The sequence below is a fragment of the Rossellomorea sp. QJM3NY_18 genome (assembly GCF_056173145.1).
Genome location: NZ_CM149659.1, coordinates 2,343,654 through 2,358,115, shown reverse-complemented (window position 1 = coordinate 2,358,115; position 14,462 = coordinate 2,343,654). Strand labels below are relative to the sequence as shown.

Genomic DNA, 14,462 nt, shown 5'->3' with positions numbered 1-14,462 from the left:
CCCTCTACTCATCGACGTCTTTTTTCATTTTTGCTTTTTTAATCGGGATGCGTCCCTTGTCAATGGGATGGTTGGAAACGGGACGTTTGACTAAATACTGATATGGCATCCGGAATATACTGTACTTCAAATCAGAAAATCTGAAAGGATAGATGGGAGACAAATAGGGTCTTCCCAATGTGGTGATCTTCAGTAAATGAATCAATATAAAGCAAAAGCAAAACATGATTCCGACCCCGCCATATAATCCTGCCATGATGATGATTGGGAATCGTATGATCCGAACGGCGGTCCCAATGGCGTAGCTTGGAGCTGTAAAGGATCCCAGAGCGGAAATCGCAATGATGATGATCAGGATATTACTGGTGAATCCCGCCTGAACTGATGCCTGGCCGATGACAATACCACCCACGATCCCCATCGTCTGTCCTACCTTGGTTGGTAATCTGGCTCCGGCTTCTCTTAACAATTCAATGATAAATTCCAACAAAAGTGCTTCGAAGACCGGGGGGAAGGGCACATTTGACCGTGACTGTCCCAATGACACTAATAGAGCAGAAGGAATGACTTCGTAATGATACGTTAGGACCGCTACATATGCCGGAGTCAAAAGAATTGAAAAAAAGATCGCTACAAAGCGGATCATCCGTAGAAATGTACCCATATTCCATCTCATATAAATATCTTCGGTAGATTCAAAGAAATTTATGAACGTGGAAGGTCCGATGATCGCCGTGGGACTGCGATCCACAAGTAAGGCGATCTTGCCGTGAAGAAGGGAGATGGTGCACCGGTCAGGCAGCTCCGTCGTGATGAATTGCGGGAAGAAGGTAAAAGAATTATCTTCAATCAATTGAGCAAGTACAGTTGAATCCACAATGCTGTCAATTTCAATATCTGTAACCCGTTGTCTGAACGTATTGACGTTTTCTTCCTCGGCAATGTCCTTAATATAAACCATTTGAACTTTTTTCTTCGTTCTTGACCCCACCATAAAGGTCTCAACGCATAATTTAGGATCGTTGATGTTTGAGCGAATCAAATTGAGGTTCTTAGTTATGGATTCAGTGAATGAGATTTTCGGCCCGAACACCAATGATTCGGTTTCCGCCTTTTCAAGTGCCCGGGTGCCTTTATCCGCCACATCCGCTAATACCCCGTGGGTATCCCCCTCTACAAAGATATAAGCGGTCCCGTTCACAAGATTATCGACTACATCAGTAATGGAATTGGTTGTTGTAAGCTTTGCAATATTAATCGTGTCTTTAATCAGGCGATAGTTCAGCTCTTCATTGGATTCTTCGAGGGGTCTGACAATACTATCCTGCATGGAAGTAATGTTAATCAGATCGTCAAAATAAGCCACTGCGATTTTTTGATCCCCTTTTGTGATGACTCTGAATACTAAATCTTCACTATCGCTCACCAAACCAAGCAATTCCTTATGGAAGTCCTCAATATCAAAGCTGTGGGGAGAACCTTGATCTATACTCTTCTTAACTTCTCTTCGTTTGAACACACACTTCAACACCCTAAAACCTTAATTTAATGATTAGATTTCCCATGTAACCGTTTCTTACTCATTGAAAGGGCCTATTTGGATTTATAAAACGATATACATAAAATAAGATGTTCATGGGAACGGTAGAACTGGAGGTGATTTCGATGAGTAACAGGAAGAAGGATGCTTCTAAAGCCACTTTGGGTTCTGCTCAAGTAGAAGGGCAGGGCACGACAAGTCAAGAAATGCCAGGCGGGGTGAAGGCGTCATCCTCAAGGAGCAAAAAGAAAAAATGATTCATTCTTTCCATCTTTACATAAACCCATACTTAAGTGAGGGTATATTAAAATGGAGTCAAGTATGGTATAATGGAAATAATCGATGCATTTTATCCGATTATTTAACGTACAATTATTGACCACATACTATTTGCAGCATAAATTACCACAATCAATATTTTCCTGTTAGAAAGCTTAGCAAGGAAATCCTACTTATCTTAAAGGAGGACGTTCAATGGCTTTTGGTCGTAGAAATCAAGTTGAGGAAGAAATAAAAACAGAGGAAACAAAGATTTGGGCTTGTTCCGCTGAAGGTTGTAAGGGCTGGATGAGAGACAATTTCAAAAGTGAAGATACACCTAAGTGTCCGCTTTGTAAAGAAGATATGGTGACTTCCACTAAAGTACTCCAAGTGGTGGATAATCCCCATCCAACAATGAAATCATCCTGATTGAACGTAGAGAACCAATCCCCTGATTGGTTCTTTTTTCAGTCCTAATCGTAACTCTTTTTTTGAATTGCAAAAAAATGATTAAACTCTTTTTTTACATTTGAATAGTATGTAATGTATTTATGTATTAAAGGAGGGAGCATCATGTCCAAGAAAGAGAAAGAAGAGAAAAGTACTTCCATTGAAAATGAGCGTAAAGAAACTGTGTGGGACGGTTTTTGGAAGCTGACCAAACCAGTTGACGAAAATAAGGAAGAAAAAACATTTAGATGGTTCTGATTCATTGAAGAGGCTGTACATGCGAATATGCATGTACAGCTTTTTTACGTTTAACCTAATCGGGTTGAGGTATAAACAAGAATATACCTAACAATAAGGAGGAAGTGTCTAATGAAGATATCGAATGTTCGATTATATGACGGCCATGAATATACAAACCCCACTAAGAAATATAGTGTAACGATCGAGGAGGGGAGAATAAGGGAGATCACAGAAGGGGAAAGGCAAAACGACACGAAGGAAGAAGTCGATGGGATGGAGAGAGTGCTGTCCCCGGCTTTTCATGATTCACATATGCACTTTTTACGATATGGTTTAATGAAGAGGGAACTGGACCTTAGACATGTGACGAGCTGGGATGAAATGAAAAAGGAAGTTCTTGAATATTATCCTGAGATGGAGAATGGGGATTGGATTGTAGGAAGAGGCCTGGATGATAGTGAGTTTAAGGATCGAAATAATCTTTTGACCGGTAAGGATCTGGATGAACTGCATTTACATACGTATATGTTTTTTCTTCATCAGGACGGCCATGAGTGCATTGTGAATCATAAGGTCATGGAATTATTAAAGGACGAAGAGGAATTTAACGAAATCCCAGATGCTTTTAAAGAAAAAGATGACAGTGGGGAATGGACAGGTCGTTTCAAGGATAGTGCCGTTCATTTCATCAAACATCATTTCCGGAGCAGAAGCAGTGAGGATGCCAAGGATGCAATCAAACATGGAATCCCTCATATGCTCAAGCATGGGATTACAACCATTCACACGGACGACCTGAATTTCATTGGTTCATATGCACGATTGTGGACGGCCTATACCGAGTTGGAAGAAGAAGGGGAATTACCTTTAAGAGTATATTTACATCATTACATCTTTAAAAAGGAACATCTGCAGGATTTTCTTGAGCAACATCCTCATCGCACAGGTGAAGGTACAGAGCATGTTAAGGTGGGGGCTGTGAAGATTTTCCTTGATGGGACTCAACGCCTTCATACCTCTGCCATGAGGATACCTTATAAGGACCGGCCTGATACAAATGGCATCTTGATCTATTCCCAGGAAGAGTTGAATGAGCTGGTAAGGCTGGCAGGTAATAATGGCATGCAGGTGGCCATGCACGCCATCGGTGATCAAGCAGTTGAACAGGCGATAACTGCACTCGAACAGAAAGAAGCGCGAACCGATACGTATCATCACAGGATCATCCATGCTCAAACCTTGGGGGAGGACTTACTGTATCGCTTGGAAAAAATCAAACCCACCATTGAAACTCAGCCTTCTTTCTTGATGGGGGAATGGAACCAAAAAGTAAAATGGGTAGGAGAAGAGCTTGCTCCCTACTGCGATGCATTTAAAAGTATCGTAAACCGTGGAATCCCTTATACATTAAGCTCCGACTTGCCTATTGGTTCCATTGATCCCTTCGAGGGCATGTTTGCAGCGGTGAACAGGACAGATCTTTCCGGAAATCCAGCAGGCGGCTGGCAACCACAGGAAAAGCTGACAGTGAATGAAGCCTATCGGGGATATACGTCCATGCCTACGATCATCGAATTAGATGAACCACATAATTCAGGAACACTATCAGAAGGAGAACGTGCAGATTTCATCCTGCTGGATCGGCATCCCATGGAGGTTTCTAGTGATGAATTAAATAACATCAAGGTTATAGAAACGTGGCATAATGGTAAGAAGGTTTATTCGTTATAATTATATGGAAACGCCCCCTCAAATCGGAGAGAAAGAGGGGGTTTTTTGTGTGAACTTTGGACTTCCTATTGGCACCTCCGCTTTTCTTTAATACAATATAGGGACAAGAATATCATTAGGAGGGAAGATTGTGATCTCAGAAGCAAAAAGAGTATTAAAGCAATACTTTGGTTATGATGAATTCAGGGATGGTCAAGCAAGCATCATTCAATACATATTAGACGGAAAAAACACAGTCGGCATTATGCCCACTGGCGGTGGGAAATCACTTTGTTACCAGATTCCCGCACTGATGCTCGATGGCGTGACCCTGGTGATCTCGCCCCTTATCTCCCTGATGAAAGACCAGGTGGATTCATTGATTCATCAAGGGATTCCCGCTACCTATATTAATAGTACCCTTTCAACCAGTGAAGTAGAGAATAGATTGGAAGAGATATCATCAGGGGAATACAAGCTAGTTTATATTGCTCCCGAGCGATTGGAATCTTATGGATTCATTCGTTTCCTCAATACATTGCCCATTCCCCTTGTAGCTGTTGACGAAGCCCATTGTTTATCCCAATGGGGCCATGATTTTAGACCAAGCTATTTAGGGATCTACAACGCAGTGAACCAACTACGTTCAAACCCGTCGATTCTTGCTCTTACAGCAACTGCCACTCCCCAGGTGCAATACGATATTCTTCATCACTTGCATATTCCGGAAAAATACAAAGTATTAACTGGATTCCAGAGGACGAACTTATTTTTCCAAGTGGTAAAAGGAGAAGATCGTAAACGTTGGGTAGAAAAATATGTAAAAAAGAATAATCAGCATTCAGGTATTATCTATTGTGCGACACGGAAAGAAGTTGAAAACCTTTATACGTTTTTTGAGAAAAAAGGAGTATCCGTCGGTAAATATCATGGCGGGCTTTCTGATACATTAAGGCAGGACCAGCAGGAGGCTTTCCTGAATGATTCCATTACAATCATGATAGCGACCAATGCGTTTGGCATGGGAATTAATAAGTCGAATGTCCGATTCGTGATTCATTATCAAATCCCGAAGAATATGGAGGGATACTATCAAGAGGCCGGCAGGGCAGGTCGTGATGGAGTAGATAGCGAATGTGTCTTATTGTTTTCTCCTCAGGATATCCAAACGCAGAGGTATATCATTGATCAAAATATCATCAATCCTGAATTGCATCAGAATGAGATGCAGAAATTACGTGACATGGTTGATTTTGTTCATACCGAATCATGTTTACAGAACTACATTCTGGCATATTTCGGGGAACTCGTAGAAGAAGCCTGCGGCCATTGCAGCAATTGCCTGGATGAGCGAGAATCCGAGGATGTTACAAAGGAAGCACAAATGGTATTATCTTGTATGATGAGGATGAATGAGAGGTTTGGAACCTCCCTAATCAGTGGTGTGCTGACGGGATCAAAGAATAAGAAAATAATTGAATGGGGATTTGACCGGCTATCTACCTATGGATTAATGAAGGATCAATCTCAGAAAGAAGTCGGACTGTTCATCGATTATTTGATTTCTGAAGGGATCATCCAGGTTGAAGGTGGCAGCTTTCCTGTTCTGAAAGTGTCATCCAAGGGAAAAGAGGTATTAATGGGAGAAAGAACCGTATCCAGAAAGGTACAGCCTACGGTTTCTGCCATTATCCCGAAAGAAGATGGTTTATTTCAGACCCTTAGAGCCCTCCGGAAATCAATTGCAGATTCAGAAGGGGTCCCGCCTTTTGTTATTTTCTCGGATAAGGCATTACAGGATATGTGTGTGAAGATGCCGAAAACCTCAGAAGAATTTCTTCAGGTTAGTGGAGTGGGGGAAAGTAAGAAGGAGCGCTATGGAGAAATGTTCATTGGGAAAATATCAGCTTTCTTAGAAGAGAATCCAACACATCAAGTGGAGACAGTCAAACCTGCACCTGCCCGTAAGGTAAACAAATCTGATACGGCATCCTATTTGATCAGTTATGCCTTATTTAAGGATCACAAAGGAATTAAAGAAATTGCGAAAGAGCGGGGTATGAGTACGGCTACGATTGAAAATCATATTATCCGTACTTATCAGGAAGGCATACTTGATGATTGGAGCATCCTATTTACAGAAGAAGAGGAAAGCCTGATAGAAGAAGCCGTTTCACAGGCAGGGACAGACTTGTTGAAACCAATAAAAGAAGAGCTACCGAAAGAAATCAGCTATTTTCAAATCAAAGGGTATTTAGTGAAGAGCGGACAAAGTTCATAGCTCTTGTCACATATAACAAAAAAGCAGATGCCGATTTATCGGCATCTGCTTTTTTAATTTATATCTTGTTACGCCTTCATGGCAGCCTTCATTTCCAGGAATTCATCGTAGGTTGTTTCTTTATCGATGACACCATCTTCGGTGATTTCGATGATCCGGTTCGCAATTGTGTGAATGAACTGATGGTCATGGGATGCGAAAATCATTGCCCCTTTGAAATTGATCAATCCGTTATTCAATGCCGTGATGGATTCCAAATCCAAGTGGTTGGTAGGTTCATCTAGTAGAAGAACGTTTGACCCGCTAAGCATCATCTTGGATAACATACAACGAACTTTTTCCCCTCCGGAAAGAACACTCGGCTTCTTCAATACTTCTTCCCCTGAGAAAAGCATGCGACCCAGGAATCCGCGAAGGAATGTTTCACTCTCATCTTCCGGTGAGTACTGGCGTAACCAGTCCACAAGGGAAGGTTCGTTTCCTTCAAAATACTTGGAGTTTTCATTCGGGAAGTAAGCTTGGGATGTCGTAACTCCCCACTTGAATGTTCCACTATCAGGTTCCATTTCCCCTGCAAGGATTTTGAAAAGAGTGGTCTTGGCAATTTCATTTACTCCGACAAGAGCGATTTTGTCTTCTTTATTCAGGATAAAGGAAACATTGTTTAAGACCTTCACTCCATCAACCGTTTTTGTAAGACCTTCAACACGCAGAACATCGTTTCCGATTTCACGCTCCGGCTTGAATTGTACGTATGGATAACGACGTGAGCTTGGCTTGATGTCATCCAATGAAATTTTCTCCAACGATTTTTTACGTGAAGTGGCTTGTTTCGATTTAGATGCATTTGCACTGAACCGGGCAACGAATGCCTGAAGCTCTTTGATCTTTTCTTCCTTCTTCTTATTCTGATCCTGAGCCATTTTCAGTGCTAATTGACTGGACTCATACCAGAAATCATAGTTCCCGACATACACTTGGATTTTTCCAAAGTCCAGGTCGGCAATATGTGTACATACTTTATTTAAGAAGTGACGGTCATGTGATACAACGATGACTGTGTTCTCAAAATTGATCAAGAAGTCTTCTAACCACTGAATCGCTTGGATGTCCAAGTGGTTGGTAGGCTCATCGAGTAAAAGGACATCCGGCTTGCCGAATAGTGCTTGTGCTAATAATACTTTTACTTTTTCTCCACCGGTCAGTTCGGACATTTGTTTCGTGTGAAGGTCTTCGTTGATTCCTAATCCTTTTAGTAGGATAGCCGCTTCTGATTCAGCTTCCCAACCGTTAAGCTCGGCGAATTCTCCTTCTAATTCTGCCGCTCTCATGCCGTCTTCATCAGAAAAATCTTCTTTCATGTAGATGGCGTCTTTTTCCTGCATGACTTCATATAAACGGGTATGCCCCATTATGACAACTTTCAGCACTTCATATTCTTCATATTCGAAGTGATCCTGCTTTAAGACAGCAAGTCGCTCGCCTGACCCCATTGAGACGTGGCCGGTCTGCGCTTCGATTTCTCCTGAAAGAATCTTTAAAAATGTTGATTTACCAGCACCGTTTGCTCCGATAAGTCCGTAGCAATTCCCTGGATTAAACTTTATATTCACGTCTTCGAATAACTTTCTATCACCAAAACGTAAGCTTACATCTGATACTTGAATCATATGTGAAATACCTCCTAATACTCAATCTAAAAGATTATAACACGCAAGTATGCTAAAAAGATAGAGTGTTAGCAGGAACAGTGATAAATTTACGGGGGTTTTACATAAGGATGGAGAGGATTTTAGAAAAAGAAAAGGGGCTCATGTGGGAATAGGTTATTATTTTATATGGGGGGATTTTTGGCTCATTTCCCCTGGGAACCTTTCAGCTCCTGCTGAAAGGCGAGGGAAACGTTCGTTTCCCTCGAATGAGCCAAAAATCAATGCTCTGTAGTAATTTATACTTTCTGTTGGTTTGTGTGCTATGATAACAAAAAAACAAACAGGTGATGACGTAATGATAAGGTTTATGAAGCGGGTGCGGTTTCTTTTTAATGTTCGGAGATCGGTTCCGTTTTTGGTTGATTTTTTTCGTTCCAGTGATGTTTCACCGGTGAAGAAGGGTTTATCCGTGGGGTTGGTTGCTTTTTATATCTGGTTGCCGGTGGACGTGATCCCGGATGTGTTTCTATTACTGGGGATCGTCGATGATCTGGCGGTGTTTACCTTCATTCTTCAACTGATGGTAAAGATGGCTCCTGAGGAGTTACAAAAAAAATATGAGTTAAAGAAGTGACAGAAAAGAAAAAACCGAAACCGACCAAAAAATGGGCATCCGGATTCGGTTTTTTCTTTTGATTTTTTCATCTCTATCCCATACACTGTAATTACACTAATTCCAATCAGAAAGGTATGAATTAATATGAGTACAGCTCCAGCCAATTCAATACCAAGACCATTAGTTCAATTGAATCAATGGTTCATTGTATCAACTGTTGCTATTTCATGGTTGATCCAAATAGAATCTCTCTTACTGCTTCCGTTCTTTGTCGGAATGTCAGCTTTACTTTTTAAATATAATCCCGTCATGAAGGCAGGGAAGTTATTCTTAAAGAAAGAACCTTCTGCATATCCACCTGAAGATGCTGAGCAGCAACGGTTCAACAATATCATTGCTGTCAGCTGTCTAGGAGGCGCCATCATAAGTAGCCTGGCAGGATGGGATACGGGGGTTTATCTCTTCTCAGGATTGGTTTTCGTGGCTGCATCCGTCGCTCTTGCAGGCTTCTGCATAGGATGTTTCATTCGCTTTCAATGGAAAAAGTTCCAATATAAACGTTCATTACAGTAACCTATTGACAATAGATGGAATACGTCGTAAACTAATCTTGAATTTAAATAGTGTATACAAAGGGAGTATGTTATATGTTAGGTGTCGTTCTTAACTAACCGTGAAATGAATACGGACATTTTGCAGGCAGTGGTCTTTTTAATTCAGGCTACTGGATCAGCTTATTTAGCTGTGCCTTTAAAATGTAGTTAAGAACAATGGTCATAGCATACTCAAACCCTTAATCAGGAGAGCTGTGTCTTTGTGCACAGCTCTTTTTTTGTGCACATTTCCGCAAATGAGGACTTCTTTTCACATAGTTGTTTGGAAGACTTTTACTGTTTGCGTTTACACGTGAGCTATTATGATGGGGAGGATTGTATACGAGTGAAGGAAGACCACGATGGACATTGTTCGTTGTGGTCTATTTTTGTATATTCGGAGGGAAATGGAATGAATGAAAAAACGTTTCAAACACTTGAATTTAACTTAGTGAAAGAAGAACTTATGAGGTTTGCCCTGACGGAAGAAGGTAAAAAGGAATTATTGAACTTACGGCCATCCACAAATATCCGTCAAATTGAAATGCGCCTGGATGAGGTAACGGAAGCTGTCCACATTTTAAAGAAAAGTGCCAGTGTACCGATTCATGCTTTAGATGGGGTGGAAAGCATCATGGCGAATCTGAATAAAGGGGTGCCCCTGAGGCCGGATCAGCTCACAAGTTTATATTATTTTCTCGATGCATGTAAAAAGCTGAAAAAATACATGGAGGATAAACAATGGCTCGCACCCAGAGTTTCATCCTATGTCTATTCAATTGAAGATATCCCCGATCTCGGGGAGGAAATCAACAGATGTATCAGGAACGGCAGAGTCGACGATTATGCGAGTAAAGAATTGTTGAGGATCCGAAAGCAATCGGGAATTCAGGAAGAACGGTTAAAGGATAAAATACAATCGATTGTTAAATCGTCTAAATACAAATCCTACCTTCAAGATGCGATCGTAAGTCAACGAAACGGTCGATATGTCATTCCAATCAAGAAAGAATTCAAGGGGAAGATGAAAGGTGCCGTTCTGGATTCCTCAGCATCGGGTTCAACCCTGTATATCGAGCCGGAGGAATTAAGCAAACAACAGGACCAGCTCCTCACTTTAAAACTCGAAGAAGATCATGAAATTGAAAATATTCTATGGACATTAACTGGGTTGGTGCAAACATACGAGCCACAATTAATGCTTGCGGTTGAAACGATGGTCCATTATGATGTGTTGTTTGCCAAAGCAAAATATAGTCGCTCATATGGTGGGTTGAAGGCTGTTGTGAATGAAGAACAGAGGATTCACTTGATCAATGCGGTTCATCCCCTATTGGGGAAACAGGCAGTCCCTCTATCCATCAAGATGGGGGAGGGATTTCATGCATTGGTCATCACTGGCCCCAACACCGGTGGGAAAACCGTAACCATAAAGACGGTTGGGCTCCTTACCCTCATGACCCAATGTGGTTTGCATATTCCTGCAGCCGAAGGCAGTGAGATCAGTATTTATCAGCAAATACTTCTGGACATCGGGGATGGGCAGAGTCTTCAACAAAACTTGAGCACATTCAGTTCACATATAAAAAATATTATCAACATATTAAAGGATACAAACGACCGGTCACTTGTTCTGTTGGATGAACTTGGCTCCGGTACAGATCCTATGGAGGGAATGGGTCTTGCCACGGCTATCCTGAATCAATTATATGAAAAGGGCGCCACACTGATTGCCACTACTCATTATAGTGAAATCAAACATTTTGCAGAAGAGCATGAAGGCTTTATGAATGGCAGTATGGAATTTAATATCGACACTTTGCAGCCAACATATAAACTGATTGTCGGTCAAGGTGGGGACAGTCAGGCATTTTCTATAGCGTTGAAGCTTGGGATGCACCCGGAGATCATTGAAAAAGCACATGAAATCACCTATAAGACGAAGAAAATCTATAGTCTGGGAGAAATCGACTACGGTGTGAAAAAGGAAATGGAGAAGCAGATCATCGTAAACAAACATAAAAAAAGGAATCACGTAAAAATCCAGAAAGAAAAAAGAAACATTATCTCCTTTACCAAAGGAGATAATGTCAAGATTTCCCCAGAAGGAGAATTTGGAATTGTATATGAAGGCCCTGATGGTGTAGGGAATTACACCGTACAGATCAAAGGGGAAAAGCGATCTGTAAGTCATAAACGGCTCCGTCTGTATGTATCTGCCCTGGAGTTGTATCCAGACGATTACGATTTCGATATTATCTTCAATAGCAAAGAAAATCGTAAAAAGGATAAACTCATGGGGAAACGTTTTGTAGAAGGCTTGACAATCGAACATGAGGAGTGATCGAAAAAACGTACTCAAGACTAAACTTGAGTACGTTTTTTTATCTAAGATTCTTCAAAAATTCTAAGACATATGTGTCAACACAAAGGAAAGAATGATTCCCAGGGAAGAAAGGAAACCGACAATGGGGCCGCCTTCCTCATATGCTTCCGGCATCATCGTTGAAGAGGCCATAGCGAGCAGCCCTCCAGCCCCGAACGCTCCGATTATATACGAAGTGCTTTCGGGGGCATCCTGCAGTAATACATATCCAAACAACGAACTGAGAGAAGAAAGAATGACAACACTTCCCCATAAGTAAAGGATTTTCTTCGTGCTGTAATGATCGAGCTTTAAGCCTATACTGCTGGATAAAGATTCAGGCAAATTACTGATGAATATAGCGATGATGAAGACCCATTGCATGGATTGACTTCCAATAAAGCTCACACCGATGATGATGGATTCCGGTATGGCATCCATGATGGTACCCACATAAATGGCGAGCCCCGAGTGGCCGTGGGGATTCTTCTTCGACCGTTTTCTTTCGCTTCCACCTTTTTTAGAAATGAATATTTCAAATAGAGTAAAGATGAGGGCACCCAGAAGGAACATGGAGATGAGATAAATCGGATCCGCTTTTCCCTCTGCTTCACTTAAGAGATCAAAAGTGGCGGATCCAATGATCAAACCTGTACCTAATGCCATAATAAACGCTACAACTTTCTTTGGTATATGAAGATATAAGGCCATAAATGCCCCGATCAAGAGGGAGAGACTGGCTACCCCTCCCCATAAAGCTGCCTGGAACAATGATCCTACCTCCCTTAATCGTTTTCATATCGAGTTTTCCCTAATTGAGTAATGGATTAAACATTTTCTGATCTCGTGAATAGATCCAGAGAGCATTGGGGAAAGTAAGATTGAATAAATTTCAGGAGGCAAAGAAATGAAAAAATATCTATTGATTACAACGATTGGATTACTGTTCATGATCACTGCTGCCGGCTGCGGAACAAGCAATAACATGAATGAAGAAGGACAGCAAATGAACAACCGTAATCTGGAGAGAGTGAACTACAAGAATGATCAGGCGAACCGGGATTATGTGAACGAGGGGACGATGAGAGAAAATTACTCCCTTGCTGACAGAGAAGCGGGTAAAGTGGCAGAACTTAATGAAGTGAAAAGTGCTTATGTCCTGACGACTGAGCAAAATGCATACGTTGCTGCTGTATTAGAAGACCAGAAGAATGGGAACGTTTCAAAGGAATTGGAAAAGAAAATCTCAGATCAAGTGAAAAAAGAAAATGGCAGTATCAACAATGTGTACGTGTCAACAAATCCTGATTTCGTAGACCGAATGAGAGGGTATGCCGATAAAGCCAGAAATGGGAAACCGATTGAAGGATTTGGTGAAGAAATAGCGGATATGGTAAAACGAGTATTCCCGAATAGAGGATAATGCTTCAGTAAAAAAGTCGAACTCCGTTTCGGCTTTTTTTATTTATCCATAGGAAATGTTCGAATTATTCAGTATACTATTTAGAGTAACGAAATAGATTTAAGGGAGAGATGGAAGTGGCCCAAACAGCTTCAAAAACGGTAGTGAATCCTACTATTTATGGAATTCTATTAGCCATCAGTTCGGGTCATTTTATCAATGACACACTCCAGGCTGTCGTACCAGCTATGTTCCCGATCATTGAGAAGTCATTGGAGCTGAGTTATATGCAAATCGGCTGGATTGCCTTCTCGCTCAATATGACATCTTCTTTATTACAGCCGGTCTTCGGATTTTATGCCGATATACGTTCGAAGCCGTACTTACTTCCATTGGGGATGTTGTCCAGCTTAGCAGGGTTGATCGGTTTTTCCCTATCCGGTCATTTCATTTGGATCATCGTTTCAGTATTATTTATCGGATTCGGCTCTGCCATTTTCCATCCTGAAGGCTCAAGAGTGGCTTATATGGCTGCCGGAAATCGAAGGGGACTGGCTCAGTCGATTTATCAGGTCGGTGGAAATACCGGCCAGGCGCTCGCCCCGTTGATTACTGCTTTTGTCTTTGTCCCTTTTGGTCAAAAAGGAGCCTTATCGTTTACTATTGTAGCCATTATTGGAGTCGTAGTCTTGTTCCGGGTATCTAATTGGTATTCAAATCAATTACGTTTCAATGAAATGAATATGAGGAAAAAGAGTGAAGATGGAAGAAAAACGCCTATAAACCCGAAAATTAAGTGGGCGATGGTGTTTGTTGTATTTCTCGTGTTTGCAAGGTCATGGTACGGAGCAGGGTTATCAAATTATTATCAATTTTATTTGATTGAGGACTACGGTCTTACCATTAAAAAAGCCCAGGCATACATATTTGCTTTTATGTTTGCAGGAGTCATGGGTACCTTCCTTGGGGGTCCTCTTGCCGATCGTTTTGGCAAGAGGAACATCATCTTCTTTTCTATGATCGGTGCTGCACCTTTGACACTTGCTTTACCTTATTTACCGCTCTCCATTGTCTTTCCATTTATTTTTTTCATTGGCTTTATTTTATCGTCTAGTTTCAGTGTTATCGTGGTGTATGCACAAGAGCTGATGCCAAAAAAAATCGGGATGGTGTCCGGCTTGACCGTTGGTTTGGCATTCGGCATGGGTGCTGTCGGGGCAGTTATCTTTGGAGGATTGGCCGATCTTTACACCATCCGATTCGTGATGATCCTATGCAGCTTCCTTCCTCTACTCGGGATGATGACATTCTTCCTTCCTTCAGACGAAGAAGTAAGAAACTTTCATAAATAA

General features: G+C 41.5%; 13 protein-coding genes. 10 read left to right on the top strand and 3 right to left on the bottom strand.

Annotated features, from left to right (window positions below):
• Positions 1–4: 4 nt before the first annotated feature.
• A complete protein-coding gene (locus AC0VXY_RS12045; RefSeq protein ID WP_435990516.1) occupies positions 5–1,519 on the bottom strand; it encodes a spore germination protein in 1,515 nt (504 codons plus the stop codon).
• A gap of 146 nt (positions 1,520–1,665) precedes the next feature.
• Between AC0VXY_RS12045 and AC0VXY_RS12040 the strand changes: the two genes are divergently transcribed.
• The 5 genes from AC0VXY_RS12040 (at position 1,666) to recQ (ending at position 6,482) form a co-directional block, all read left to right on the top strand.
• A complete protein-coding gene (locus AC0VXY_RS12040) occupies positions 1,666–1,797 on the top strand; it encodes a YuzL family protein (protein ID WP_435990517.1) in 132 nt (43 codons plus the stop codon).
• A gap of 217 nt (positions 1,798–2,014) precedes the next feature.
• Positions 2,015–2,230, top strand: coding sequence for a cold-inducible protein YdjO-related protein (locus AC0VXY_RS12035; RefSeq protein ID WP_435990518.1), 216 nt, complete (start codon positions 2,015–2,017; stop codon positions 2,228–2,230).
• A gap of 144 nt (positions 2,231–2,374) precedes the next feature.
• The gene (locus tag AC0VXY_RS12030) at positions 2,375–2,509 is read left to right on the top strand and encodes a hypothetical protein (RefSeq protein WP_435990519.1); all 135 of its coding nucleotides are present in this window, start codon (positions 2,375–2,377) and stop codon (positions 2,507–2,509) included.
• A 111-nt stretch (positions 2,510–2,620) separates the two neighbouring features.
• Complete coding sequence (locus AC0VXY_RS12025) at positions 2,621–4,222, top strand: amidohydrolase (protein ID WP_475525383.1); 1,602 nt, start codon at positions 2,621–2,623, stop codon at positions 4,220–4,222.
• A 130-nt stretch (positions 4,223–4,352) separates the two neighbouring features.
• Positions 4,353–6,482 carry a DNA helicase RecQ gene (recQ, locus tag AC0VXY_RS12020; protein ID WP_475525382.1) on the top strand — a complete coding sequence of 710 codons (2,130 nt, stop codon included), beginning with the start codon at positions 4,353–4,355 and terminating at the stop codon, positions 6,480–6,482.
• A gap of 68 nt (positions 6,483–6,550) precedes the next feature.
• Here the strand turns inward: recQ and AC0VXY_RS12015 are convergent, their stop codons facing one another.
• On the bottom strand, positions 6,551–8,152 hold the full coding sequence (locus AC0VXY_RS12015; RefSeq protein ID WP_475525381.1) for an ABC-F family ATP-binding cassette domain-containing protein: 1,602 nt from the start codon (positions 8,150–8,152) through the stop codon (positions 6,551–6,553).
• A 337-nt stretch (positions 8,153–8,489) separates the two neighbouring features.
• Here AC0VXY_RS12015 and AC0VXY_RS12010 point away from each other — a divergent pair, with 337 nt between their 5' ends.
• The 3 genes from AC0VXY_RS12010 (at position 8,490) to AC0VXY_RS12000 (ending at position 11,687) form a co-directional block, all read left to right on the top strand.
• A complete protein-coding gene (locus AC0VXY_RS12010) occupies positions 8,490–8,768 on the top strand; it encodes a YkvA family protein (RefSeq protein ID WP_435990523.1) in 279 nt (92 codons plus the stop codon).
• Positions 8,769–8,894: 126 nt separating this feature from the next.
• Complete coding sequence (locus tag AC0VXY_RS12005) at positions 8,895–9,323, top strand: DUF4395 domain-containing protein (RefSeq protein WP_435990524.1); 429 nt, start codon at positions 8,895–8,897, stop codon at positions 9,321–9,323.
• A gap of 432 nt (positions 9,324–9,755) precedes the next feature.
• Entirely contained in the window at positions 9,756–11,687 is a 1,932-nt protein-coding gene (locus tag AC0VXY_RS12000; protein WP_475525380.1) for an endonuclease MutS2, read from the top strand.
• Between the two features lie 63 nt (positions 11,688–11,750).
• On the opposite strand, the gene AC0VXY_RS11995 is transcribed toward AC0VXY_RS12000, so the two are convergent.
• Complete coding sequence (locus AC0VXY_RS11995; RefSeq protein ID WP_435990526.1) at positions 11,751–12,479, bottom strand: ZIP family metal transporter; 729 nt, start codon at positions 12,477–12,479, stop codon at positions 11,751–11,753.
• 136 nt (positions 12,480–12,615) lie between these two features.
• Between AC0VXY_RS11995 and AC0VXY_RS11990 the strand changes: the two genes are divergently transcribed.
• Positions 12,616–13,131: a YhcN/YlaJ family sporulation lipoprotein gene (locus AC0VXY_RS11990; RefSeq protein ID WP_475525379.1), complete on the top strand. Its 516-nt coding sequence runs from the start codon at positions 12,616–12,618 to the stop codon at positions 13,129–13,131.
• 110 nt (positions 13,132–13,241) lie between these two features.
• A complete protein-coding gene (locus tag AC0VXY_RS11985) occupies positions 13,242–14,462 on the top strand; it encodes an MFS transporter (RefSeq protein WP_475525378.1) in 1,221 nt (406 codons plus the stop codon).